The sequence below is a fragment of the Nocardiopsis sp. EMB25 genome (assembly GCF_026797795.1).
Taxonomy (GTDB): domain Bacteria; phylum Actinomycetota; class Actinomycetes; order Streptosporangiales; family Streptosporangiaceae; genus Nocardiopsis; species Nocardiopsis lucentensis.
The window spans coordinates 1,264,696-1,287,958 of the sequence record NZ_JAMTDN010000001.1; the positions used below are offsets into that span (position 1 = coordinate 1,264,696).

The following is a 23,263-nucleotide window of genomic DNA, read 5'->3' on the forward strand; positions in this document are numbered from 1 at the left end:
GCCCCATCCGGGCCCGCGGGTCCGGCTCCGTGCCCACCCCGCGCCACTCCGCGGCCGAAGACGAAGGACCTTGATGACGACCACTCCCGCGACCGGGTACACCGGCCGACTCGCTCCCGACAGCGGCTCCGACCAGCCGATCATGCTCGAACTGGTCGACGAGGCCGGAGTCACGATCGGTACGGCCGAGAAACTGTCCGCGCACCAGGCCCCGGGACGGCTGCACCGGGCCTTCTCGGTCTTCCTCCTCGACGAACGGGGACGGATGCTGCTCCAGCGCCGTGCCCTGGGCAAGTACCACTCGCCCGGCGTGTGGTCGAACACCTGCTGCGGCCACCCCTACCCGGGCGAGCCGCCGTTCGCGGCCGCGGCGCGGCGGGTCGGGGAGGAACTGGGGGCGGCGCCCGCCCTGATGCGGGAGGCCGGAACGGTGCGCTACCACCACCGGGACCCGGACTCGGAGCTGGTCGAGCAGGAGTACAACCACCTGTTCGTGGGGATGGTCGGGGACGCTCCCCGGCCCGACCCCGACGAGATCGCCGAGACCGTGTTCGCCGACCCCGCCGAACTGGAGCGGATGACGGGTGACCGCCCGTTCTCGGTGTGGTTCCCGACCGTGCTCGACGCCGTACGCCCCGCCCTGCGCGGGCTCGCCTGCGGCGCGGGCTGGTAGCGGCGGGACCGCGATGCGTGAGATCGAGACCAAGTACCGGGTGGCGGACGCCGGGGCGCTCCTGGCCGCGCTCCGGGAGGCCGGGGTCGCCCTGGGGGACCCGGTGCTCCAGGACGACCAGGCCTACGCCCCGGCGGGGTGGGAGCCGGGGATGCCCCGGGTCGGGCGTACCTTCTGCCGCCTGCGCACCCAGGACGGACTGCACGTCTTCACCACGAAGACGCCCACGGCCAACCCGATGGAGTACACCGAGCACGAGACGGCCGTCGCGGACCGGGGACAGATGCACGCGGCGGTCGTGCGGATGGGGTACGCGCCCAGCCTGCGCATCGTCAAGGACCGCCGGTCCGGCGTGCTGCGCGACATGTTGGTCTGCGTCGACCGGGTGGAGGGCCTGGGCACGTTCCTGGAGCTGGAGGTGGTCGTGGACGACGACCGCGACGGCCCCGCCGTGCAGGCGGAGTTGGACGGGTGGGCGCGCGGGCTCGGTGTGGAGTTGGAGCACACGACCGACACCTACGACATCCTCGTCCGTGCCGCCCAGAGCACCTGAGCGCGGGAGCGGCGGGACCCTTCGGAGACACGTGGCGCAGTTCCCGGCCCGGTCCGGACCACCGCGGACTGAGCGGCCTCGGGTGGACACGGAAGCGGACGGTTGACGCCCCGAGTGAGATAACGAATGAATAACGCCCCTGGTTGACGCGGTGTCCTCGGATGGCGACGCGCACCAGTGCCCGACGGCAGGCGGGAAGCCCCGCGCCGTCGGGCTTCGCGCGTTCTGGGCCACTCTCGTGTAAACGCTGATGACACACCGTGGCGGACTGATGTGGCGCATGGGACAAAAGTAAAGCTTCGCCGCTTTTGTGTTGCTTGCCACTCTTGCGGGCTTAGGATCCCGAAAGTGAAGTTCGGCTAAAGCGTCCCTGTAGGGGTGCTAAACCCCGAGCACCCACGGGGCCCGACTTCACCAAGCCCGTTCGAAGGACCGGAACCGACCGCCCACGAGGCGGCCGAAGGGTCCCGTGCGGCCCGACCACCGGGCGCGCGGAGCCGTTCCGGGTCCTCCCAGGCCGAAAGGTGCGCTCCATGACCAGCGCTGACGCCGTACCCCAACAGCAGAGCATCGGCGAGACCATCGAAGGCGCGGTCGACGCCGTGTTCGACCCGATAGCGACGCTGCTCAGCGACGTCGTGTTCGCCAAGGTCCCCGTCTTCGGGGCGGAGTTCCCCTGGATCGTCGCCTGGCTCATCGCCGCCGGCGTGGTCTTCACCGTCTACCTCGGCTTCCTCCAGTTCCGAAAGCCCCTGACCGCCGTCCGGATCGCCCGCCGCGGCCTCGGTGACCACGCGCCCGGCGAGGTGACCCACTTCCAGGCGCTCACCGCCGCCGTCTCCGGCACCGTGGGTCTGGGCAACATCGCCGGTGTGGCCATCGCGGTCACCATCGGCGGGCCCGGCGCCACGTTCTGGATGATCCTCGCGGGCCTGCTGATGATGGCGGTCAAGTTCGCCGAGTGCACGCTGGGTGTGAAGTACCGCGAGATCGGCCCCGACGGCCAGGTCAGCGGCGGTCCCATGAAGTACCTCGCCAAGGGGCTCGCCGAGCGGGGGCTGGCCCCCCTCGGCAAGGTTCTGGCCGGTCTGACCGCGGCGTTCGTCCTCATCTTCGCCGTCGCGGGCGGCAACATGTTCCAGGCCAACCAGACGCTCGAGCAGCTGCGCACGGTCACCGGCGGTGAGGGCGGCCCGCTCGGCGGCGGCCTGGGGTCGTTCGTCTTCGGTGTGGTCCTCGCGGTCCTCGTCGGCGCCGTGGTCATCGGCGGGATCGGCAGCATCACCAAGGTCACCAGCAAGCTCGTGCCGAGCATGGCGCTCGTCTACGTGGTGGGCTGCCTGGTCGTCATCGGCGCCAACCTCCCCCTGCTGCCCGGCGCGCTCGGCCAGATCATCGACGGAGCCTTCGCCCCGAGCGGTGTCGCCGGCGGTGTCATCGGCGCGATGATCATCGGCTTCCAGCGGGCGGCCTTCTCCAACGAGGCCGGGATCGGCTCCTCCCCGATCGCCCTGTCCACGGTGAAGACCGACTACCCCGCCAGCGCGGGCCTGGTCGCCATGCTGGCCCCGTTCATCGACACCGTCCTCATCTGCACCATGACCGCGGTGACCATCGTCATCGCCTCCCCGCAGTCCTGGCTCGCCGCCCGCGAGGCCGCGGCCGACGGCGCGGAGCTGCCCGGCGGTGTGAGCCTGACCTCGGACGCCTTCGCCACCGTGATGCCGTGGTTCCCCTACGTCCTCACCATCGCGGTCGTGCTGTTCGCGCTGAGCACCGTCATCACCTGGTGCTACTACGGCCTCAAGGGTTGGACGCACCTGTTCGGCAACGGTCAGCGCAGCCAGCGCGTCTACCTCGTCGTGTACTGCGCGTTCCTGGTGGTCGGCTCGGTCCTGACCCTGGGCTCGGTCCTGAGCCTGGCCGACGCGCTGGTGTTCGCCGCGGCGCTGTTCAACATCATCGGCCTGTACCTGCTGGCGCCGGTCGTCAAGAGGGAGCTGGCCCGCTTCCTGGCCCACCTGCGCGGCGAGGACGAGTCCGGCGACCGGGAGAAGGAGCTCGTCGGATAGCCCCGAGGCCCCCGGGCCCCCGGCCCCCGTGAGAGACGCCCGCCCGGCCTGCCCCGGGCGGGCGTCCTCGCGTCCCGGGCCGTGTCCGCGCACCGTTCGGGGCACGCCCCACACGAATGTTCATGACACGGAGTGTCCTCCTGGGTGCTCAACGTCGTCGCTGGAAGGCTCTGGTGTACATCGACACACTGGAGGAACCGCGATGAACCTGCCCCTGACGAACCTGCCCGTGGTGAACTCGTGCAGCGCGGACGCGTGCGCGTACAACACCGACCACAACTGCCACGCCCTGGCCATCACCGTGGGCGAGTCCGAGCACGCCCAGTGCGACACCTACGTCAACATCCCGGCCCAGGGCGGTGACCCCGTCTCCACCGGGCACGTCGGCGCCTGCAAGATGTCCGACTGCCAGCACAACGTTCGACTCGAGTGCCAGGCCCCGGGCATCGCCGTCGGGTACGTCTCGAACCAGGTGGACTGCCTCACCTACGCTCCTGCGTGAACGTGGTGAACGGTCGTCCCGCCAGATGGGCGAGGGCGGCCGGGGGTCGTCACCGCCACGGCCCCGCTCCCGCCCTCGTGGGCCGAGGAGTGTGCGCACCGCCCCCTGTGTGGCTATGATAATCATTCCCACAAGGGTCCCGTTCCGCTTCGCCGGCCCCCGAGCGCGGGGCGGGGCCGTCCCGGTGCGGATGCGCGACGGAGGTTCCCTTGGCCAGGTACGACGCCGCCGTCCTGCGCGCGCTCGGTCGCGACCCCCGCTTCCGGAGCGCGCAGGAGGTGCACGCGCTCGTCGCCGGGCCGCGGTCCCGATCCTCCCGTCCACCGAGCCTGTCCACCGTCTACCGCACGCTGCGCCGCTTGGCCGACGACGGGATCCTGGACACCGTGCGCTCGTCCGAGGGTGAGCGCCTGTACCGCCTGTGCGGCAGCGACGCCCGCCACCACCACCTGGTCTGCCGGGTCTGCGGCGAGGTCGAGGAGGTGCCCGAGCCCGGGGAACTCGCACCGCTCGTCGAACGTGTCGTGCGCGCGAGCGGGTTCGGCTCGGTCGACTACTCCTTCGAGCTCTTCGGGGTCTGCCCCTCCTGCGTGTCCTGAGGCCGGTCCTCGCACACCGCCCTGAGCAGCGCCTCCTCCAGGGCGGCGCGTTCCCCGCCCGACAGGTGCGCGAGCGGACCGCCCCGTGCCAGCCGGGCCATGAGACGCTCGCGCAGCTCGGTTCCGGAGGGGGTGAGGACGAGCCGCTTGGCGCGGCGGTCCGTGGGGTGCGGCCTGCGTTCCACCCACCCGCTCTTTTCCATGCGATCCACGACGTAGCTCGCGTTGGGCGGCTCGCAGCACATCCGCGCGGCCAGTTCGCGCATGGTGAGCGGTTCGCCGAGCTCGCGCAGGGCGCCGCCCTGGGTCCGGGTGAGGTCGAACCCGTCCAGGCAGGAGCGGATGTGCGCGTCGAACCGCCGCGCCAGCTCGTTCACCAGTGCGCGGGTGCGCCGTGTGTCGTCCTCGGTGGGCGGGTGGTCGGTGGCCATGCCGTCGAGGGTACCTGATGTTGACAGTTGTAATAGTTCGAGTTGTAATTATTTTCCGTCGGGGCGCCCCGACACACAGGCCACCCCAGCCACCCCAGCCACATCCCACGAACGGAGTCGCCATGACGTCCTCCCGCACCACCGCGCACCCGCGCCGTATCGCGATCCTCGGGGCGGGGCGGATCGGACGCCCCGTCGGGCGGCACTGGATCCGGGCCGGGCACACCGTCACGTTCGGCTCCCGCACCCCCGACCGGCTCGCGGAGTTCGTGGACTCCCTCGGTGGTCGGGCGCGGGCGGCGAACTGGCACGGGGCGGTCTCCGACGCCGACGTCGTCATGCTCGCCGTTCCCTACGAGGGGGTCGACGCCCTGGCGGAGGAGGTCGGGCACCTGTTGGCCGGCAGGACCGTCATCGACGCCACCAACCCCATGACCGTGTCCGCCGAGGGCCGCGTCGCCTCCGCCCTCGGCCCGGGCACCACCGCCGGGTCCCGCATGGCCGAACGACTCCCCGGGGTCGCCGTCGTGCGCGCCTTCTCCCACGTGGTGGAGGAGCTGCTGGAGACCCGCGCCTTCTCGCCGATGCCCGTGGCCATGGCCTACGCCGGGGACGACGCCCGGGCCAAGGCCGAGGTCGCCGACCTCATCGGGGACACCGGGTTCCAGCCCGTCGACCTCGGCTCCCTCGCCGAGTCCGCGCCGCTCGACCCGGGCGGCGTCCTCTTCGCCGGGCTGTTCACCGAGGCCGACGTCCGCCACCGCGTCGACCTGGTCCGCCGCGCGGGCGAAGCCGTCACCGCCGTGGCCTGACCTGACCGCGGGATGCGGCATGTTGGATGATTATGATAATCATTCTCAACAAGAGTCGCGTCCCGTTCCGACGACCCCCGAACGCGGGGCGGGGCCCACGGTGTGACGGCGAGGGGACGGGTGGCGTGACGACGACGAAGGCCGATCGACTTCCGGTGACGGTGCTCTCGGGGTTTCTCGGGGCGGGCAAGACGACCCTGCTCAACCACGTACTGAACAACCGGCGAGGGCTGCGCGTGGCGGTCATCGTCAACGACATGAGCGAGATCAACATCGACGCCGACCTCGTGCGTGACGGGAGCGCCCTGTCGCGCACCGAGGAGCGCCTCGTGGAGATGACCAACGGCTGTATCTGCTGCACCCTGCGCGACGACCTGCTGGAGGAGGTCGACCGGTTGGCCGACGAGGGCCGCTTCGACCACCTGCTGATCGAGTCCAGCGGCATCTCCGAACCCATGCCTGTGGCCGCCACCTTCGCCGTGACCGGTGAGGACGGCACCACCCTGCTCGAACGCGCCGAACTCGACACGATGGTCTCCCTCGTCGACGCGGTGAGCTTCCTCGACGAGCTCGGCCGCGGCGACGACCTGGTCGCGCGAGGTCTGGACGCCTACGAGGACGACGAGCGCACCGTCAGCGACCTGCTCATCGACCAGGTCGAGTTCGCCGACGTCATCGTCGTCAACAAGCTCGACCTGGTCACCGCCGAACGGGCCGACCGGGTCGAGGCCGCCGTCCGGCGGCTCAACCCCCTGGCCCAGGTCATCCGTGCCGTCCGCGGCGAGATCGACCCCGCCAGAGTGGTCGGCGCCGGGTTGTTCGATCTGGAACGCGCCTCGCGCGCCCCTGGTTGGGTGGCAGAGCTCAACGGTGACCACGTGCCCGAGACCGAGGAGTACGGCATCTCCAGCACGGTGTTCCGCGCGGATCGGCCCTTCCACCCCGGTCGGCTGTGGGGCCTGGTCTCCGAGCGCCTGGACTCGGGCGGGTTCGGCCGTGTGCTGCGCTCCAAGGGCTTCTTCTGGCTCGCCACGCGCGCCCGGATCACGGGACTGTGGTCGCAGGCCGGCCCGGTCGCCCGCTTCGAACCCTCCGGGACGTGGAACCCCGCCGACGCCCCGCTGCTCGGCCACGCCCACGAGGACCACACCGCGGCCGAAACCGTCTCCCCGCGCCAGGAGTTGGTGTTCATAGGAACCGGGCTGCGGCACGCCGAGTTGACCGCGGCGCTGCGCGCGTGCCTGCTCACCGACGCCGAACTCGCCGCCTCCTGGGAGGATCTGCCCGACCCCTTCCCCGAGTGGGACGTGCGCGGGGCGCACGCGGGGCACACGCACTGACATGGCCAGGTACGACGCCGCCGTCCTGCGCGCGCTCGTCCGCCGATCCCGTCCACCGTCTACCGTACGTCGCGCCGCCTGGCCGACGGAGGGGTTCTGGGGCCGGGGCGGAAACGGCGACCGGTGGCACGGATATTCGCCCGGTGAGAGACGAGTAAAAGGAAAGCGCATTTTTGCGGGGATTTGTGTTGAATGTTATTCATCGCATTTTTCAGGTGTTCCTGATACGGTGAAAAAAGGTTTCTCGGGGTGTGTACCTCGTCGCCCCGACCGTGCGCTGAGGGGGCGGAACATGGCGACACAGCACCTTGTCCACGAAGGCCACACCCATGAGCACGGTGAGGGGTGCGGGCATGTGGCGGTGCCGCACCAGGACCACGTCGACTACGTCCACGAAGGGCACCTGCACCGCCAGCACGGCGATCACGTGTGCGAGTGTGAGCCGGGCACGGAGCACATCACCCATGAGGGCCACATCCATGAGCACGGTGAGGGGTGCGGGCATGTGGCGGTGCCGCACCAGGACCACGTCGACTACGTCCACGAAGGGCATCGCCACGCGCTCCACGAGGGCCACTGGGACGACCACTGACCCGTCCCTCCCACGCGTGCGTGGTCAGGGCAGCAGGCCCCGCCCACGGGCGGCCACCACCGCCTCGTGGCGGGTGCCCGCGCCGAGTTTGTGCATGGCCGAGCGCAGATAGGCCTTGACCGTCTCGGGCCGCAGCGACAGGCGGGCCCCGGCCTCGGCGTTGCTGCACCCCAGCGCCACCTGGGCCAACACGTCGACCTCCCTCGGTGACAGCGATGACGCCCGCCGGGCGTCGGTGTCCGGGCGCGTGGCCCCACCGGCGCCCAGCTCGGCCAGGCGCCGGGCGGCGTCCATGAGTTCGTCGCGCATCTCCTCGTCACCGGCCCGTCGCGCCAGGGCGCGCAGCCGCGCGTGCAGATCCCTGACCTCCTCGACCGCTGCTCCGCCGCCCAGGCGGCCCTCGTTGCTGCGGGCCGCCCGCCACCACCGCAGCCGCCGGTCGACCTCGTCGCGCACGGCGAGTTCATGGCCCAACTCCCGCGCGGCCCCGACCAGCGCGTCCGTGGCCCGGTCCCCGAGGGCGGCGCCGCGCGAGGCGCCGTAGAGCACACCCGCCACCGACCCGGACACCACCACGGGCACCGCGACCACCGAGCGCAGACCCTCGGCCAGGACCGGACCGTCGTACTCGTGGGTGATGGAGGCGGCCGAACCGTAGTCGTCCACCGCGTCCGGCCGCCGCGACAGCAGCACCCGACCGCCCAACCCCGAGGCCGCCGCCACCCGGAGCCCGCGCAGTCCGTTCGTGCGCACGCCGATGAACTGCGTCAGACGCATCCCCTCCTCGGCCGCCCTACCGCTGAAGGCCACGGGCAGCCCGGCCCCGCGCCGCGCCGTCCTGAGCGCCAGTCGGAAGGCGTCCCCGTCATCCGGCCGCATCGAGCCGTCCCGGTCCGCGATCACCGAACCACACCCTTTCGGGGGTATCCAGCCGTTCGTGTGACATGGAGCATACGGGGACGTAACGCACTCGTCGGTTTCGACGGACCCGCAGACGAAGGGGGAGGGGCATGACCCACACCGGTACGGTTTCCCAGGAGGGCGCGTCGACCACATCGGCTTCCGAACGCGTGCGGGGGCTCCTCGCCCGCTTCGACGCACCGGACGCGTGCGTGGCCGAACTCCTGTGCGACGCGCATCCCGCCGACGCGGTCGCCTTCACGGTGGTCGAGCCCGACCTGTCCGCACGCGACCTCACCTACGGGTGGCTGTCGCGCGAGTCGGCGCGCTTCGCCGCCGCCCTGGCCGACATGGGCGTCGGCCCCGGCGACGCCGTCGCCGTGCTCATGGGCAAATCCGCCGACCTCCTGGTGGCGCTCCTGGGCATCTGGCGCCGCGGCGCGGTCCACGTCCCGCTGTTCACCGCCTTCGCCCCACCCGCCATCGCGCTGCGGATGGCGGCCAGCGCGGCCCGCGTCATCGTGGTCGACCACGACCAGCGGCCCAAGCTCGACCCCGGCCAGGACATCCCCGCCGACCCGCCGTGGCGCGTGGTCGTCGCGGGTGGCGACCCCGCCGAGGGCGACCTGTCCCTGGGCCGGCTGCTCGACACCTACCGGGGCGATGAGCCGAAGGCGGCCCCCGTGGCGCGCGGCGGCGACGCGGAGTTCGTCCGCCTGTTCACCTCGGGCACCACCGGCACGCCCAAGGGGGTGCCGGTGCCCATCCGGGCCCTGGCCTCCTTCCAGGCCTACCTGGAACTGGGCCTGGACGTGCGCCCCGACGACGTGTTCTGGAACGCCGCCGACCCCGGCTGGGCGTACGGCCTCTACTACGCGATCCTCGCCCCGATGGCCGCCGGGACGCGTGGCCTGCTCCTGCACGCCGGATTCTCTCCCGCCCTGACCTGGGACGTGATGGCGCGATTCGGCGTGACCAACTTCGCCGCGGCCCCCACCGTCTACCGCGCGCTGCGCGGGGCCGACGTCCCCGTCCCCGACGGTGTGCGCCTGCGCGCGGCCTCCTCCGCGGGGGAGCCGCTCACCCCCGAGGTCGTGTCCTGGGCCGAGGACGCGCTGGGCACCACGGTGCGCGACCACTACGGCCAGACCGAGCACGGCATGGTCATCGTCAACGGGTGGGCCGACGCCGTGCGCGCCCCGGTGCGCCCCGGGTCGATGGGCGAGGCCATGCCGGGCTGGTCGGCGGAGGTCCTCCTGGACGATCGCGACGAACCCGCCCCGCCGGGGACCACCGGCCGCGTGGCCCTGCGCGGGGACGGGAGCCCGCTGATGTGGTTCACGCACTACGCCGACGCGCCCGAACGGACCGCCGAACGCTTCTCCTCCGACGGCCGCTGGTACCTCACCGGCGACTCCGGCTCCCGTGACGAGGACGGCCACTTCTACTTCGCCGCCCGCGACGACGACGTCATCATCATGGCCGGGTACCGCATCGGCCCCTTCGACGTCGAGAGCGCGCTGCTGCGGCACGAACTGGTGGCCGAGGCCGCCGTGGTGGGCGCCCCCGACGAACTGCGCGGCGAGGTCGTGGAGGCCCACGTGGTCCTACGCCCCGGGGCGGTCGGTGACGAGGCCCTGGCCGATGAGCTGCGCGACCTGGTCAAGACCCGGTTCGCCGCGCACGCCTACCCGAGGACGGTGCACTTCACCGAGAGTCTGCCCAAGACCCCCAGTGGCAAGATCCAGCGCTACCTGCTGCGCGAGGGGCGTGCCGACGGCCGGAGGTGACCCGCACCCGGCCCCGGCGGGCGGCGGACCTCGCCCTCGCCCCCGCCCGTCGGCGGCCTCCGCCAGAATGCGGGGTATGAACGTCACCTCCACCGCGGCCGACTACCTCTGGTTCGAAGAGGATTTCCCCGATCTCGCGGAGGCCTACTGCCTGAGCCTCGTGCGGGGCCTTGCGCCCGCGGAGGTCCTGCGCCGCCTCGACGGGCGTCCGGAACCGTCGTTGACCGGAGCGGAGGCGGTGACCGAGGCCGCCTTCGAGCACCAGAGAGGAGACGACCGGCAGCTGCTCGCCATGGCCTCCGTCGGGGACTGGACGCTGGTGGTCGAACCCAACGGCTACCTGGGGGTCTCCGAGGAACGGGTCCTGCCCGCCTCGGCGGGAACCACCTGGATCGCGCACTTCGCCAACATCAATGGAGCGGACGCCTTCCTCTGGGCGCAGGACACCGTCGCCCGTCTGTCGTTCGAGCCGCTCTTCCCCGGCGGCCGCTGGGGCGCCACCCCCGACGCCGTGCTCGACGCGATGCACCTTGTCGGCTTCCACTTCGGTGAGGACGAGCCCGAGGAGTACCTGCCGGGAGAGGCGGCCTTCGCCCTGGCCGAGCACGTGACGGGGGTGGCGATCACCCCGGAACTCCTCAGGGAGACCGCTTTCACCTGCGGAAGCGCGAAGGTCTGAGCCACCCGGCCACCCCCGGTGCCGAGTGGCACCGGGGGTGTCGTGTGGCATTTTTAGGTCATATGACCTATATTCATTCGCATGGCTGACGAACTGACACTCGATCCGACAGGCCCCGTGCTCATCACCGGCGGATACGGGACGGTGGGGACCGAACTCGCCCGCCTGACCGCGGAGGGGGGCATGCCCGTCCTACTGACCGGCCGTACCCCGGAGCGGGGCCGGGCGTTGGCCGAGGAACTGGGCGGCGAGGCACGCGCCTGGGACCTGTCCTCCCCCGCCCCGTTCCGGGCCTCAGTCCGGGCGGTGGTGAGCGCGGTCAACGACCCGGACGACCGGGTGCTGCGCGCCGCCATGTCCGCCGGGATACCCCAGGTCGACGTGACGCGGTGGACGGCCCGCCTGCAACGGGCCGTCACCCTGGCCGCGCTGGCCCGGCCGACCGCGCCGGTGCTGCTGTCCTCCGCCTGGATGGGCGGGGTCACCAGCCTGGTCGCCGCTGCGCTCGCCCGGGCGCTGGGCGGGGCTGAGCGGGTCGAGACGGCCGTCCGCTGGGACATGGCGGACCGGGCGGGTGCCGATTCGGTGGACTTCATGGACCGGCTCGGCATCGATTTCGAGGTCGTGGAGGACGGCCGACGCCGGCTTACCACCCCGCTGAGCGGTTCTCGAACGGTGCGGATCGGCGCCGACCCGGTGCGTGTGGCACGCATGGACACACCCGAGCAGTACACGTTCCCGCTCACCCTGGGCACCGCCACCGCCGCCACCCGGATCGGCTTCAGCTCACCCGCCGCCACCCGGATGCTCCTGGCCCTGCGCGGTGTGGGTTTCTTCCGCTGGGCCGACGGTGAACGCTGGGCCTCGACCCGCCGGGCGGTGCTCTACTCCCCGGGTGAGGGCGGCACCGCCCGGCTCCGGATCGACGTGTCCCACGCCGGCGCGGCCCGGACCGCCACCGTCACCGACCCCGCCGGGCAGAGCCACCTCACCGCCGTCGGCGGATACCTGGGACTGCTCCGTGTGCTGGGCGCGGACGGGGTCCCCGCGCCCGAGGGCGTGGTCTTCCCCGAACAGCACCCGGATCCGTCCGCGGCCCTGCGGGCGCTGGCCGACCTGGGGGTGCTGGTCGACGTCGAACGGGCCGGGGCGCCCGCCGAGAGGGCCGCCTCGTGAGCGCCTCACCAGCCGGTGGGGCGACCGCCAAGGGGCTCCGGCGGCGCGCCGAAATGCTGGACGCGGCGGAACGGTTGCTGTCCGCCTCCGGGGGAGCGCAACTCACCCTGCGCGCCGTCGCCCAGGAGGCCGGCGTCCGCCTCGGCCACCTCCAGCACTACTTCCCCACGCGCCCCGACCTGCTGACCGCTCTGCTCGACCGGGTCCTGGCCACCTCGCTGGCCCGGATCACGGACCGCGCCGGTCCGTCCGATGAGGGAACCGACCCCGACGCCGTGGTCAGCGGTGTGCTGGCCGACCACGACGACCCGTCGCTGGTGCGGCTGTTCACCGAGGTGTGGGCGCTGGCTGCGCACGACGACGACGCCGCGGCCGTGCGCTCCTTCTACACCCACTACACCGGACACGTCGCCGACACCATCCGGCACCACGTCCCGGAACTGGACGAGGCCGGGGCGCGAGCCCGCGCCGAGGTCTTCGTGATGCTGGTGGAGGGGGCCTCCCTGTTCCGCTCCGGCATCGCCGGAAACCGTACCCCTGGAACGGACGCGGTGCTGCGGGGCGCCCTCCTCGGCCTTCTCACCGGCCGCGGCGCCACGTAGGGATCCGCCACGGCCGGGCGGGGACGCGCCCCCGCCGGGCGGCGGACCCCGTCTCCGCCGCCCGACTGTCGGCGGCCCCCGTCATGATGCGGGGCATGGACGTCACCGCCACCGCCGCCGACTACCTCTGGTTCGAGGACGAGCCCGCAGGCCTCGCGTACGCCTACTGCCTCACCCTCGTCCGCGGCCTCTCGCCCCCGGAGCTCCTGCGCCGCCTCGACGCGCGCCCGGAATCCGCGCTGACCGGGGCGGGGGAGGTGACCGAGGCCGCCTTCGGCCCCCGGTACCGGGACGGCCGTCAGCTGCTCGCCATGACCGGGGTCGGGGAGTGGACGCTGATGGTCGAGGCCAACGGGTTCGTCGGTGTGCACACGAAGGGGGTGCCCTCCTGGTCGTCGGGGACCACCTGGGTCGCGCACTTCGTCAACATCAACCGCGTGGGCCGCTTCCTGTGGACGGAGGACGGTGTCACCCGGGTCTCGTTCGACCCACTCTTTCCCGACGACCGGTGGGGCCGCGAACCCGACGCCCTCCTCGAACCGATGCGCCGCGTCGGTTTCCACCTCGGGGACGGCGGACCCGAGCATCTGTCCGTACCGGCGGCCTGCGCCCTGGCCGAGTACGTCACGGGGGTGGCCGTCACTCCGGAGCTCCTCGGGGACACCGCCTTCACCTGCGGCAGCGTGAAGCCCTGAGGCGCCCGGACCGCGTCGGCACGAGCGGTGGAAGAATCCCTGAGGATCCCTCCCGTGCTGTCACACCCGCGCGGGATCATCACGTCGGGAGCAAGGGACTCCTCGCCGCGCCGCCGACCGCGTGTGGGCGTCCACGATCCGACAGGAGTGTTCGCGATGTTCACCGCCCTCGTCCTGGCCGCGACCGCCCCGGGAACGGTCGGCCGAGCTTGCGCGGCCACCCGCGGGGGAGTGTGATGGAGGGTGAGGGGGTGTCTTCGCACCGAACGATGAGCCCCATCGTCTGATACTCGATATCTTATGGTGCGGAGTCTCCAGTTCTAGGATGATGACATGGAACGACCGCTCCCACGCCCGGAGTCACTTCGCGAGCGCAAGCAACGGCGCACCCGCGAGGCGATCATCGAAGCCGCCCACGCTCTGTTCGCCGAGCGCGGTTTCGACCGGGTCACCGTCAACGACATCGCCGAGAGGGCCGAGGTCGGCCGGGCGACGTTCTTCCGGTACTTCGGTGACAAACAGGAGGTGATCTTCAGCGCCCAGCAGCAGCCCGATCCCGCCTGCCTGAGCGAGCTCGTACCGCCTCCCGAAGAGCCCGTCGGTGACTCCCTGCAGGTCGCGCTGGCCCATCTGCGCCTGGTCGTGGCCGCGCTGGTGGCGCGACTGGTCGAGGAGCACGAGGTCTACCTGCGCCACGAGCGGCTGGTGTCCCGGCATCCCGAGCTCCTCGCCCGCAGCCTCACCAAGTACCGCGGGTACGTCGAGGCGATGGGCCGGATGCTGTGCGACCGGGGGGCCGACCGCGCCACCGCCGTGCTCGCCGCGGAGCTCGCGCTCGCGTGCTTCCACGCGGGCCGGGACGAGGCCGCGGACGACCCCACCCGCCTGCCCGGGGCCGTCGACGCCGCCTTCGCCCGCCTTCTGCGGTGACGCTCCGGCCGCCCCGGCAGGGTTCGCCGCCGGGGGTCGCATCGGGTTGGCCGGGGAGGGGCGCGTCACGTCTCCACGACTCTCGTGACCGATGGAGCACGCGGAGCGCGTATCCCGTTGCCGTTCGCACGTCGTGGTCGTACGGGCCCGGCGCGGGGGACAGACCGGGTCGTCGGGCATGCGGTGCGACACCCGCGTCCACGGGCCAGCCGGGATCGAGCGGCTCACCGGGAATGGTCCGCGCCGTGATCCACGGTGGTCCCCGACCCGCCGACGGCGCGGGCGGCGCGCAGCCCCCACCACCCGACCGTGTAGCCGCCGAGCCCGGCGCATCCCCCGGTGACCGATCCGATCAGCAGGTCGCGCACCGCGTCGTACGGGCTCGGCGCGGGCATGGCGGTCAGCACCGCGACCACCGCCCCGGCCGTCGCGCAGACGGCGATCCCGCCGAGCACGGCACCGCGCGCACCCCGGTCCAGCCCTGCGCCCCCGCGTTCCCCGGCCCGTACGCGGCGCACCGCCCACCAGGCCACCGCCGCCAGGCCGACCGCCGAACTGGCGTACATGAGCACGTTGAACAGCAGGTGCGGGCCGACCACCGGGGTGCTCAACACCGGCCACGCCCGGACCACGGCTCCGCCGAGCTGGGTGAAGGAGTCCCACACCATGTGCGTCAGGGCGCCGACCGCCAGCGCCGCCACGGTCAGCGGGACCGACCGGGGGAGCGGCCCGGACCGCTCACCGGGTCCGCCGTCCGCCCGGGACGCCAGCGCGAGCAACGGCGCACGGAGGGCGTACCGGTACAGCACCAGGACCACCGCGCCCATGAGCACGTCCGCGCCCAGGCCCCACGGTTGGTGGGTGTGCGCCGAGGACACCGGCAGCGGCAGGTAGTACGGCAGGTCGGGGACGACCGCGCCGACGACGAGCGCGGCCGTGGGCAGTCGTGTTCGGGCCAGCGGGAGGACCGCCGCCGCGTGGCTGATCGTGAAGGGCACGGGGGAGATCCTGGCGCACCCGGGTCTTCGCCGCACGCCCCGGGTGCGTTCAGCGGATGCTGGCGCCGTACACGTGCTCGACCGCCATCGTCATCAGTACCCTGCGGTCGGCGACCATCACCGACCGGTACTCCTCCCAGTCCGGGTGCTCCCCGGCCGCGCGCCGGTAGTAGTCCACCAGAGCCCCCACCTCGGGGCCATGGGGGTCGGTGCCCGGCCCGGTGAGCGTCACCGCCCCCTCGGCGGTGGCCCACGCCCTCCCGTCGGGGGCCGTGACCTCCAGCGCCGCCCACGGGTCCCGGCGCAGGTTCGCCGTCTTGGCCCGGCCCTCGGTCATCGACACGTACAGCGTCTCGGTCTCCCGGTCGTAGAAGGGCATGACGGGGGACAGTTGCGGGCGGCCGTTGGACTTGATCGTGGCCAGGACACCGAGTCGGCTCTCCGCGAGCAGGGCGCACGGCTCGAACGGGGCGTCGGGATCGGGCATCGGTGCTCCTCCTTCGTGGGCGGGTGCTGCTCCTCGCCCCATCATCGACCCTCACACCGGTGTCAGGGTCAAGGCCGCGCCCGGGTGGGGCGGACGGGTTCCGGCCGCGTGACGCTCCGCCGTCGGCCGCTCCGTACGACGGGGGTGTCCCCCGTGCCGACTCACCCGCGGTCGGAGCCGGACGCCCGTTCCACCAGCCACTGGAACAGCGACGGATCCTTCCCCATCTCCGGGTGCCACTGCACCCCCAGGACGTTGAACCGGTCGGTGTACTCGATCGCCTCCACCGTCCCGTCGTCCGCCCACGCCGTGGCGGTCACGTCCTCGCCCAGCTCCGCCAGGGACTGGTGGTGGTAGGTGGGCACCTCCAGCTCCGTGCGTCCCAGCACGTCGGCCGTGCGGGAGAACTCGGCCACGGTCACCGGGTGGGTGCCGAACACCCCGACCCTCTCCCGGTGACCGTGGTGCCCGACCAGGTCGGGCAGGTGCTGGTTGAGCGTGCCGCCGCGCACCACGTTGAGCAGCTGCATGCCCCGGCACACCCCCAGCACCGGGAGCCCACGCGCCAGAGCCGCCTCCAGCAGCTCGATCTCGGCGGTGTCCCGCGCGCCCCGCACCCCGGCGGTGCGCGCGTCGGTCGGCGCCCCGTACCGCCCCGGGTCGATGTCGCCGCCGCCCGCCAGCAGCAGGCCGTCGAGCCGCTCCACGGCCCCGCCCACCCCCGCCAGGGGCGGCAGCAGCACCGGCACGCCGCCGGCGTCCGCGACCTGGTCGGCGTAGGCCCGCGGCAGCAGGACGGCGGGCAGGTCCCAGGCCTCACCCCAGCGGGCCTGTTCGGCGTAGGCGGAGATCCCGATCACGGGCCGCATCGGCACCCCTTCCTCGTACGGTCGGCCACTACATGCCCTACAGCGGAGTGACGTAAGCCCCGGAGATCCCACCGTCCACCAGGAAGTTGGACGCGGTGATGAACGACGCGTCGTCGCTGGCCAGGAAGGCCACGGCGGCGGCGATCTCGGTCACCTCGGCGAACCGGCCCAGTGGCACGTGCACCAGGCGGCGCTGGGCGCGCTCGGGGTCCTTGGCGAACAGCTCCTGGAGCAGGGGCGTGTTCACCGGTCCGGGCGACAGGGCGTTGACCCGGATGCCCTCCCGTGCGAACTGCACGCCCAGCTCCCGGCTGAGCGCCAGCACCCCGCCCTTGCTCGCGGTGTAGGAGATCTGTGAGGTGGCCGCGCCCATCGTGGCCACGAACGACGCCGTGTTCACGATCGCCCCGCGCCCCCGCTCGCGCATGTGCGGCAGGGCGTACTTGCAGCACAGGTACACCGAGGTCAGGTTGACCTCCTGCACCCGCCGCCAGGCGTCCATCCCGGTGGTGAGGATCGAGTCGTCGTCGGGCGGGGAGATCCCCGCGTTGTTGAACGCCACGTCCACGCTCCCGTAGGCCGAGCGCGCGGTCGCGAACGCCTCGCGCACCTGGTCCTCGTCGGTCACGTCCGCGCGGACGAACAGCCCTCCGGTGTCCTCGGCGACCCGCTTGCCGCCCTCCTCGTCCACGTCGACCGCGACGATCCGCGCGCCCTCCTCCGCCAGCCGCGACGCGGTGGCCCTGCCGATCCCGCTGCCCGCGCCCGTGATCACGGCCACGCGCCCGTCGAACCGCTGCATGTTCCCCCCTCGGGTCGATGTCCCTGCCTGATACCGGCGCGGTCGCGCGCCGGGTGTCCTGAGGACCTGGTGTTCTCAGGTGTCGTCGGAGACGAAGACGGTCTTGGTCTCGGTGAACGCCTCCAGCGCGTCCGGCCCCAGCTCGCGGCCGATCCCGGAGTGCCCCATCCCGCCGAACGGCGTCCAGTACCGCACCGCCGAGTGGGAGTTCACCGACAGGTTCCCGGCCCGCACCCCGCGCGCCACGCGCAGCGCCCGTCCCACGTCGCGCGTCCACACCGACCCGGCCAGCCCGTACTCGGTGTCGTTGGCCAGCGCGACCGCCTCGGCCTCGTCCTCGAACGGCACCACGCACATCACCGGGCCGAACACCTCCTCGCGCAGTACGCGGGCGTTCGGGTCGGTCGGGGTGAGCACCGTGGGCGGGAACCAGAACCCGGGGCCTTCCGGAGCCGAGCCCCGGAAGGCCACCGGCGCGTCCTCGGGCACGTAGGAGGCGACCCGGTCCCGTTGGGCCGCCGAGATCAGCGGCCCCATCGCCGTCGCCGGGTCGGACGGGTCGCCCACGGCGATCCCGGTGACGGCGGGTTCCAGCAGTTCCAGGAACCGGTCGAACACCGACCGCTGCACCAGCACCCGCGAGCGCGCGCAGCAGTCCTGGCCCGCGTTGTCGAACGCCCCGCCGGGCGCCCCAGCCGCCGCCCTCTCCAGGTCGGCGTCGGCGAAGACGACGTTGGCGCTCTTGCCGCCCAGCTCCAGCGTCACCCGGGTGAAGTCCTCCGCGGCGGCGGTCATGATCCGCCGCCCCACGGCCGTGGACCCGGTGAACACGACCTTGTCCACGCCCGGGTGCCGCACCAGGCGTTCACCCGCGACCGGCCCCGTGCCGGGAACGACCTGGAACACGCCCTCGGGCAGCCCCGCCTCCAGCGCCAGCTCGGCGATCCGCAGCGCGGTGAGCGGCGTCAGCTCCGAGGGCTTGACCACCACGGTGTTCCCGGCAGCCAGAGCGGGGGCCGCGCCCCACGACAGCACCGGCATCGGGAAGTTCCACGGCACGATCACCCCGACCACGCCCAGCGGCTCGGCGAAGGTCACGCTCCACCCGCCGGGCACGGGGATCTGCCGTCCGGTCGCCCGCTCGGGCGCGGCGGCGAAGTACTCGAACACGTCGCGCGCGTTGCCCGCCTCCCACCGCGCCTGCTCGACGGGGTGACCGGCGTTGCGCACCTCGGTTCGGGCCAGTTCCTCGCGGTGCTGGTCGATCCTCGCGGCCACGGCGCGCAGTAGCCGGGCCCGGTCGCCCGGGGCCATGGCCCGCCAGGCGGGGGCGGCGGCGCGGGCGCGCTCGACGGCCGCGTCGACCTCCTTCTCACCGGCCAGGGGGACCTCGGCGATCACCGCCTCGGTGGCGGGGTCGACCACCCGCTGGAAGGTCGGTTCGTCGGGCATCGTGCTCCTTCGTGGTGTCAGGCGTGGCGGCGGTGGCTCGGGCGCTCCGTCACAGGCGCTCGAAGCCCCGGTACATCTCCCAGTCGGTGACGGCCGCGTCGAAGGCGGCCAGCTCCACCCGGGCGTAGTTGGCGTAGTGCTCGACCACGTCGTCGCCGAACACCTCGCGGGCCAGCGCGCTGTGCTCCCACGCGGCCAGGGCGTCGCGCATCGAGGCGGGCACGGTGGGCAGGTCGGAGGCGTAGGCGTTGCCCGCCATCGGCTCACCCGGTTCCAGCCCCTTGTCGATCCCGTACAGTCCGGCCGCGATGAGCGCCGCGTTGGCCAGGTAGGGGTTCACGTCCCCGCCGGGCACCCGGTTCTCCACCCGCAGGGAGGACCCGTGACCGACCAGCCGTAGCGCGCACGTGCGGTTGTCGCGGCCCCACGCGATCGCGGTCGGCGCGAAACTCCCCGGCACGTACCGCTTGTAGGAGTTGATGTTCGGGGCCAGCAGCAGTGTGAACTCACGCAGCGCCGCCAGCTGACCGGCCAGGAAGTGCCGCCCGTTCGCCGACAGGCCCTCCCCCTCGGCCATGACCGGGGCGCCGTCCTCATCGCGCAGGGAGATGTGGATGTGACAGGAGTTGCCCTCGCGCTGGTTGGGTTTGGCCATGAAGGTGATCGACATACCCTCCTGGGCGGCGATCTCCTTGGCCGCGTTCTTGTACACCGCGTGGTTGTCGCTGGTGCGCACGGCCTCGTCATAGCGGAAGGCGATCTCGTGCTGGCCCAGGTTGCACTCGCCCTTGGCCGACTCGACGTACAGGCCCGCCGCGCCCAGTTCGCCCCGGATCCGGCGCAGCAGCGGTTCGACCCGGGCGCCGCCGAGCACGGAGTAGTCGACGTTGTACCGATTGGCCGGGGTCAGGTCGCGGTAGCCCCGGTCCCAGGCCTGCTCGTAGCTGTCGCGGTAGACGACGAACTCCAGCTCCGTCCCGACCATCGCGCGCCACCCGCGCTCGGCGAGCCGCTCGGTCTGCCGTCGCAGGATCTGTCGGGGAGAGGCCACCACCGGGGATCCGTCGTGCCAGGTCAGGTCGGCCTGGACCATGACCGCGCCCTCGGCCCAGGGGGTGCGTCGCAGGGTGGTGAGGTCGGGGACCATGACGAAGTCGCCGTAGCCGGTGTCCCAGGAGGACATCGCGTACCCGTCGACGGTGTTCATGTCCACGTCCACGGCGAGGAGGTAGCCGCACCCCTCGGTGCCGTGTCCGACCACCTCCTCCAGGAAGAACCGCGCCGAGAGCCGTTTGCCCTGGAGGCGGCCCTGCATGTCGGTGAAGGCCACCAGGACGGTGTCGACGGCGCCGGAGGCGGCGTCGCGCCGCAGGTCGTCGAGGGTCAGCGGAGGGTCGGAGGCGACCGGGGGGATCTGTGGCACGGGTGTCTCCTTGCTCGCGTCGCGGTCCGATGCTCGGGACGCCGCCCGGGATGGTGATGGGCGGTCACCCCGAACGGCTCTTTGGTTCAGGAGCAGACCAATGAATTGAATAGAACCAGGGGTACGGGGCGGTGTCAATGGATGCGGGTCTGGAAACCAGGCTGTGACCTGGCGGAAACGGAGAGCGTTCCATCGTTGGTCCGATTGTTCCCGGATTCGCGTACACCCCTTGACAGGCCCAAACGCTGAGGCGCATGATCACCAGTCATAAAAAGGACCGACCATAGACCTTTGTCCCCGGGTCTGGTCAGGGGGCGACCGGTGGGGCTGGTCGACCGATCAGAGGAAGCGCCATGGCAGACGCCGACCGCACGAACTCCCAAGGACCGGCCGACGGCCGCGTCCATCTGCAGGGAGCCGACTACTCCCGCGCCAGCGACGACTATCTCCGTAAGCGGCAGCTCAGGAAGGGCGCGGCCGGGTGGGTTCTGCTCGCCGGACTGGGCGTCGCCTACGTCATCTCCGGCGACTTCGCCGGATGGAACTTCGGCCTGGCCGAGGGCGGCTGGGGCGGACTGCTCATCGCCACCCTGCTCATGGGCACGATGTATCTGTGCATGGTGTTCGGACTGGCCGAACTCGCCTCCGCACTGCCCACCGCCGGCGCGGGCTACGGCTTCGCCCGGCGCGCCCTGGGCCCGCTCGGCGGGTTCGCCACCGGCACGGCCATCCTCATCGAGTACGCCATCGCCCCCGCCGCGATCGCGGTGTTCATCGGCGGCTACGTCGAGGCGCTCGGGCTGTTCGGCATCACCAACGCCTGGCCGGTCTACCTGGCCTGCTACCTGCTGTTCGTCGGGGTGCACGTGTGGGGTGTGGGTGAGGCGCTGCGGCTGATGTTCGTCATCACCGGGGTCGCCGTGGTCGCGCTCGTGGTCTTCGCGGTGGGCATGATCCCCCGGTTCGAGGTGGCCAACCTGTTCGACATCGCGCCGACGGACGCGGCCGGCGCCAGCACCTTCCTGCCCTACGGGTACGCGGGCATCCTCGGCGCGTTCGTCTTCGGTATCTGGTTCTTCCTGGCGGTCGAGGGCGTCCCGCTCGCCGCGGAGGAGGCCCGCGAACCCAAGCGGGACATGCCCCGCGGCATCATCGCCGCGATGTCCGTGCTCCTGGTGACCGCCGCGCTCATGCTGGTGCTGGCCCCCGGCGGCGCCGGGGCGGCCGTGCTCGCCGGGTCCGGCAACCCGCTGCCCGAGGCGCTGCGGGAGGCCTACGGCGGTGACACCGTCCTGGCCGACTTCGTCAACTACGTCGGCCTGGCCGGGCTGGTCGCGTCGTTCTTCTCGATCATCTTCGCCTACTCCCGCCAGCTGTTCGCGCTGTCCCGAGCCGGTTACCTGCCCCGGTTCCTGTCGGTCACCGGCAAGCGCCACACCCCCTACGCGGCGCTCATCGTCCCCGGAACGATCGGGTTCCTGCTCGCCGCCACCGTGGCCAACGGAGACCTGCTCATCAACATCGCGGTGTTCGGCGCGGCCGTGTCCTACGTGCTCATGATGGTCTCGCACATCGTCCTGCGCCGCCGTGAGCCGGACCTGCCGCGTCCCTACCGCACCCCGGGCGGCGTCGTGACCACCGGGATCGCCCTGGTCCTGGCCGTGTGCGCGGTGGTGGCGACGTTCTTCGTCGACATGACGGGGGCGGCCATCACCGCCGCCATCCTGCTCGCCTTCCTCGCCTACTTCTGGTTCTACTCGAGGCACCGCCTGGTGGCCAACGCGCCGGAGGAGGAGTTCGCGCTGATCGAGGAGGCCGAGTCGGAACTGAAGTAGACGGGTCGGCCCGCGGGGGAGCGTCGGCGGCCGACCGCGCGTCGAAGGGGTGACGGGGTGCCGCGGCCGCCGCGCCGGGACGAGTTCCCGGCGCGGCGGCCGTACCCTGGGTGTACGAGATCGAACACGCCGACAGGACGCGACAAGGAGGGCCGCATGGCTGACGCCGGGCCCGTCACCGGAGCCGGGGTCGACACCGATACCGGGGACGCCACCAGCACGCTCCCGTCGGAGCCCGCGGCCGACGCCGTGTTCCGCCCTGTTCAGGCAGGCAACGCCTTCGAGGAGACGGTCGAACGGCTGCTGTCGGCGATCAAGCTCGGCGTGGTCGCCCGGGGCGAGCGCTTCCCGGCCGAACGCGACCTGGCCACGCGCCTGGGTGTCAGCCGGATCACCCTGCGAGAGGCGATCCGCGCTCTCCAGGAGGCCGGATACGTCGAGTCGCGGCGGGGCCGCTCCGGAGGAACCTTCGTCACGTACGTGCCCCCGCGCCCCAGCCGTGCCGAGGCCCGACGGGTGCTCGCCGACATGGGCGGCGACCTCGACGACATCTTCACCCTGCGCCGCGCCCTGGAGGTCGGGGCCGCCGTGTTGCTGGCCGAGCGCGGGCTCACCCCCGAGCAGGACGCGCTGCTGTCCGAGCGGCTGGCCGCCGTGGACGGGGCCGCCGTGGAGGACTACCGCAGGCTTGACACGGTCTTCCACCTCACGCTGGCCGAGCTGACCGGGTCTCGCTCGCTCGTGTCGGCGCTGACCGACGCCCGGATGCGCCTGAACGGCTTGCTCGACGCTATGCCCATGCTCGTGAAGAACCTGGAGCACAGCGGCGCCCAACACCACGCGGTCGTCGCCGCGATCCGCGCCCGCGACCCCGAGTCGGCCCGGCTCGCCGTCGACGAGCACCTGGAGGGCAGCGAGGCGCTGCTGCGCGGCTTCCTGTCCTGAGCGCTCCGGGACGGGCGGGGCCACTCCGGTTGGAGCCGGGGCCCGGGCGCGGATCCGGGCGGAATTGGCCGGATCCGGCCAAACGTGAAATCCACTCATCTTTGTG

General features: G+C 72.2%; 25 protein-coding genes. 17 read left to right on the forward strand and 8 right to left on the reverse strand.

Annotated features, from left to right (window positions below; translation table 11 throughout):
- Positions 1-73 precede the first annotated feature (73 nt).
- The 5 genes from idi to KIK06_RS05475 all read left to right on the forward strand — a co-directional run bounded on the left by idi (position 74) and on the right by KIK06_RS05475 (position 4,399).
- Entirely contained in the window at positions 74-673 is a 600-nt protein-coding gene (gene idi, locus KIK06_RS05455; RefSeq protein WP_268642193.1) for an isopentenyl-diphosphate Delta-isomerase, read from the forward strand.
- Between the two features lie 13 nt (positions 674-686).
- A complete protein-coding gene (locus tag KIK06_RS05460; protein ID WP_017601568.1) occupies positions 687-1,226 on the forward strand; it encodes a class IV adenylate cyclase in 540 nt (179 codons plus the stop codon).
- A 533-nt stretch (positions 1,227-1,759) separates the two neighbouring features.
- Entirely contained in the window at positions 1,760-3,298 is a 1,539-nt protein-coding gene (locus KIK06_RS05465; RefSeq protein WP_017601567.1) for an alanine/glycine:cation symporter family protein, read from the forward strand.
- A gap of 202 nt (positions 3,299-3,500) precedes the next feature.
- Entirely contained in the window at positions 3,501-3,800 is a 300-nt protein-coding gene (locus tag KIK06_RS05470; RefSeq protein WP_017601566.1) for a DUF1540 domain-containing protein, read from the forward strand.
- 209 nt (positions 3,801-4,009) lie between these two features.
- Positions 4,010-4,399: a Fur family transcriptional regulator gene (locus KIK06_RS05475; protein ID WP_017601565.1), complete on the forward strand. Its 390-nt coding sequence runs from the start codon at positions 4,010-4,012 to the stop codon at positions 4,397-4,399.
- Here KIK06_RS05475 and KIK06_RS05480 read toward each other — a convergent pair.
- Entirely contained in the window at positions 4,354-4,830 is a 477-nt protein-coding gene (locus KIK06_RS05480; RefSeq protein ID WP_268642194.1) for a MarR family winged helix-turn-helix transcriptional regulator, read from the reverse strand. The two genes, KIK06_RS05475 and KIK06_RS05480, sit on opposite strands and share 46 nt — an antisense overlap.
- A 122-nt stretch (positions 4,831-4,952) precedes the next feature.
- Here KIK06_RS05480 and KIK06_RS05485 point away from each other — a divergent pair, with 122 nt between their 5' ends.
- The 3 genes from KIK06_RS05485 (at position 4,953) to KIK06_RS05495 (ending at position 7,574) form a co-directional block, all read left to right on the forward strand.
- Positions 4,953-5,642: an NADPH-dependent F420 reductase gene (locus tag KIK06_RS05485; protein ID WP_268642195.1), complete on the forward strand. Its 690-nt coding sequence runs from the start codon at positions 4,953-4,955 to the stop codon at positions 5,640-5,642.
- A gap of 125 nt (positions 5,643-5,767) precedes the next feature.
- Positions 5,768-6,982 (forward strand): GTP-binding protein, encoded by a 1,215-nt coding sequence (locus KIK06_RS05490; protein WP_268642196.1) that lies wholly within the window; start codon positions 5,768-5,770, stop codon positions 6,980-6,982.
- A gap of 292 nt (positions 6,983-7,274) precedes the next feature.
- Entirely contained in the window at positions 7,275-7,574 is a 300-nt protein-coding gene (locus tag KIK06_RS05495; protein ID WP_268642197.1) for a hypothetical protein, read from the forward strand.
- A 24-nt stretch (positions 7,575-7,598) separates the two neighbouring features.
- On the opposite strand, the gene KIK06_RS05500 is transcribed toward KIK06_RS05495, so the two are convergent.
- Complete coding sequence (locus tag KIK06_RS05500) at positions 7,599-8,477, reverse strand: helix-turn-helix transcriptional regulator (RefSeq protein WP_017601560.1); 879 nt, start codon at positions 8,475-8,477, stop codon at positions 7,599-7,601.
- 107 nt (positions 8,478-8,584) lie between these two features.
- On the opposite strand from KIK06_RS05500, the gene KIK06_RS05505 reads away from it, so the two are divergent.
- From KIK06_RS05505 to KIK06_RS05535, 7 genes are all read left to right on the forward strand, one after another.
- Positions 8,585-10,264 (forward strand): AMP-binding protein, encoded by a 1,680-nt coding sequence (locus KIK06_RS05505; RefSeq protein WP_017601559.1) that lies wholly within the window; start codon positions 8,585-8,587, stop codon positions 10,262-10,264.
- A 76-nt stretch (positions 10,265-10,340) separates the two neighbouring features.
- A complete protein-coding gene (locus KIK06_RS05510; protein ID WP_268642198.1) occupies positions 10,341-10,943 on the forward strand; it encodes a DUF6461 domain-containing protein in 603 nt (200 codons plus the stop codon).
- An 81-nt stretch (positions 10,944-11,024) separates the two neighbouring features.
- Entirely contained in the window at positions 11,025-12,119 is a 1,095-nt protein-coding gene (locus KIK06_RS05515) for a saccharopine dehydrogenase (protein WP_268642199.1), read from the forward strand.
- Positions 12,116-12,721: a TetR/AcrR family transcriptional regulator gene (locus KIK06_RS05520; protein ID WP_268642200.1), complete on the forward strand. Its 606-nt coding sequence runs from the start codon at positions 12,116-12,118 to the stop codon at positions 12,719-12,721. Before KIK06_RS05515 ends, KIK06_RS05520 begins: the two co-directional genes overlap by 4 nt.
- 95 nt (positions 12,722-12,816) lie before the next feature.
- Positions 12,817-13,416, forward strand: coding sequence for a DUF6461 domain-containing protein (locus KIK06_RS05525; RefSeq protein ID WP_268642201.1), 600 nt, complete (start codon positions 12,817-12,819; stop codon positions 13,414-13,416).
- A gap of 54 nt (positions 13,417-13,470) precedes the next feature.
- Positions 13,471-13,653, forward strand: coding sequence for a hypothetical protein (locus KIK06_RS05530; protein ID WP_268642202.1), 183 nt, complete (start codon positions 13,471-13,473; stop codon positions 13,651-13,653).
- Positions 13,654-13,749: 96 nt separating this feature from the next.
- Entirely contained in the window at positions 13,750-14,346 is a 597-nt protein-coding gene (locus KIK06_RS05535; protein ID WP_017601554.1) for a TetR family transcriptional regulator, read from the forward strand.
- Between the two features lie 224 nt (positions 14,347-14,570).
- Here the strand turns inward: KIK06_RS05535 and KIK06_RS05540 are convergent, their stop codons facing one another.
- The 6 genes from KIK06_RS05540 to KIK06_RS05565 all read right to left on the reverse strand — a co-directional run bounded on the left by KIK06_RS05540 (position 14,571) and on the right by KIK06_RS05565 (position 20,377).
- On the reverse strand, positions 14,571-15,344 hold the full coding sequence (locus tag KIK06_RS05540; protein ID WP_017601553.1) for a DUF4184 family protein: 774 nt from the start codon (positions 15,342-15,344) through the stop codon (positions 14,571-14,573).
- Between the two features lie 49 nt (positions 15,345-15,393).
- On the reverse strand, positions 15,394-15,831 hold the full coding sequence (locus tag KIK06_RS05545; protein WP_017601552.1) for a PPOX class F420-dependent oxidoreductase: 438 nt from the start codon (positions 15,829-15,831) through the stop codon (positions 15,394-15,396).
- A gap of 161 nt (positions 15,832-15,992) precedes the next feature.
- Complete coding sequence (locus KIK06_RS05550; protein ID WP_017601551.1) at positions 15,993-16,700, reverse strand: gamma-glutamyl-gamma-aminobutyrate hydrolase family protein; 708 nt, start codon at positions 16,698-16,700, stop codon at positions 15,993-15,995.
- 37 nt (positions 16,701-16,737) lie between these two features.
- Positions 16,738-17,502: a 3-oxoacyl-ACP reductase gene (locus KIK06_RS05555; RefSeq protein ID WP_268642203.1), complete on the reverse strand. Its 765-nt coding sequence runs from the start codon at positions 17,500-17,502 to the stop codon at positions 16,738-16,740.
- 75 nt (positions 17,503-17,577) lie between these two features.
- Complete coding sequence (locus KIK06_RS05560) at positions 17,578-18,954, reverse strand: aldehyde dehydrogenase family protein (protein WP_017601549.1); 1,377 nt, start codon at positions 18,952-18,954, stop codon at positions 17,578-17,580.
- A 49-nt stretch (positions 18,955-19,003) separates the two neighbouring features.
- Positions 19,004-20,377 carry a glutamine synthetase family protein gene (locus KIK06_RS05565; protein ID WP_327084629.1) on the reverse strand — a complete coding sequence of 458 codons (1,374 nt, stop codon included), beginning with the start codon at positions 20,375-20,377 and terminating at the stop codon, positions 19,004-19,006.
- A gap of 353 nt (positions 20,378-20,730) precedes the next feature.
- On the opposite strand from KIK06_RS05565, the gene eat reads away from it, so the two are divergent.
- Positions 20,731-22,212 carry an ethanolamine permease gene (gene eat, locus KIK06_RS05570; protein WP_268642204.1) on the forward strand — a complete coding sequence of 494 codons (1,482 nt, stop codon included), beginning with the start codon at positions 20,731-20,733 and terminating at the stop codon, positions 22,210-22,212.
- A 156-nt stretch (positions 22,213-22,368) separates the two neighbouring features.
- Positions 22,369-23,157 (forward strand): FadR/GntR family transcriptional regulator, encoded by a 789-nt coding sequence (locus tag KIK06_RS05575; protein ID WP_268642205.1) that lies wholly within the window; start codon positions 22,369-22,371, stop codon positions 23,155-23,157.
- Positions 23,158-23,263 lie beyond the last annotated feature (106 nt).

Coding starts and splice junctions, on each gene's coding strand:
- KIK06_RS05495 (WP_268642197.1), top strand. CDS start 7,275: ATGGCGACACAGCACCTTGTCCACGAAGGCCACACCCATGAGCACGGT.
- KIK06_RS05525 (WP_268642201.1), top strand. CDS start 12,817: ATGGACGTCACCGCCACCGCCGCCGACTACCTCTGGTTCGAGGACGAG.
- KIK06_RS05460 (WP_017601568.1), top strand. CDS start 687: ATGCGTGAGATCGAGACCAAGTACCGGGTGGCGGACGCCGGGGCGCTC.
- KIK06_RS05510 (WP_268642198.1), top strand. CDS start 10,341: ATGAACGTCACCTCCACCGCGGCCGACTACCTCTGGTTCGAAGAGGAT.
- KIK06_RS05505 (WP_017601559.1), top strand. CDS start 8,585: ATGACCCACACCGGTACGGTTTCCCAGGAGGGCGCGTCGACCACATCG.
- KIK06_RS05485 (WP_268642195.1), top strand. CDS start 4,953: ATGACGTCCTCCCGCACCACCGCGCACCCGCGCCGTATCGCGATCCTC.
- KIK06_RS05470 (WP_017601566.1), top strand. CDS start 3,501: ATGAACCTGCCCCTGACGAACCTGCCCGTGGTGAACTCGTGCAGCGCG.
- idi (WP_268642193.1), top strand. CDS start 74: ATGACGACCACTCCCGCGACCGGGTACACCGGCCGACTCGCTCCCGAC.
- KIK06_RS05465 (WP_017601567.1), top strand. CDS start 1,760: ATGACCAGCGCTGACGCCGTACCCCAACAGCAGAGCATCGGCGAGACC.
- KIK06_RS05545 (WP_017601552.1), bottom strand. CDS start 15,831: ATGCCCGATCCCGACGCCCCGTTCGAGCCGTGCGCCCTGCTCGCGGAG.
- KIK06_RS05550 (WP_017601551.1), bottom strand. CDS start 16,700: ATGCGGCCCGTGATCGGGATCTCCGCCTACGCCGAACAGGCCCGCTGG.
- KIK06_RS05480 (WP_268642194.1), bottom strand. CDS start 4,830: ATGGCCACCGACCACCCGCCCACCGAGGACGACACACGGCGCACCCGC.
- eat (WP_268642204.1), top strand. CDS start 20,731: ATGGCAGACGCCGACCGCACGAACTCCCAAGGACCGGCCGACGGCCGC.
- KIK06_RS05535 (WP_017601554.1), top strand. CDS start 13,750: ATGGAACGACCGCTCCCACGCCCGGAGTCACTTCGCGAGCGCAAGCAA.
- KIK06_RS05560 (WP_017601549.1), bottom strand. CDS start 18,954: ATGCCCGACGAACCGACCTTCCAGCGGGTGGTCGACCCCGCCACCGAG.
- KIK06_RS05555 (WP_268642203.1), bottom strand. CDS start 17,502: ATGCAGCGGTTCGACGGGCGCGTGGCCGTGATCACGGGCGCGGGCAGC.
- KIK06_RS05515 (WP_268642199.1), top strand. CDS start 11,025: ATGGCTGACGAACTGACACTCGATCCGACAGGCCCCGTGCTCATCACC.
- KIK06_RS05575 (WP_268642205.1), top strand. CDS start 22,369: ATGGCTGACGCCGGGCCCGTCACCGGAGCCGGGGTCGACACCGATACC.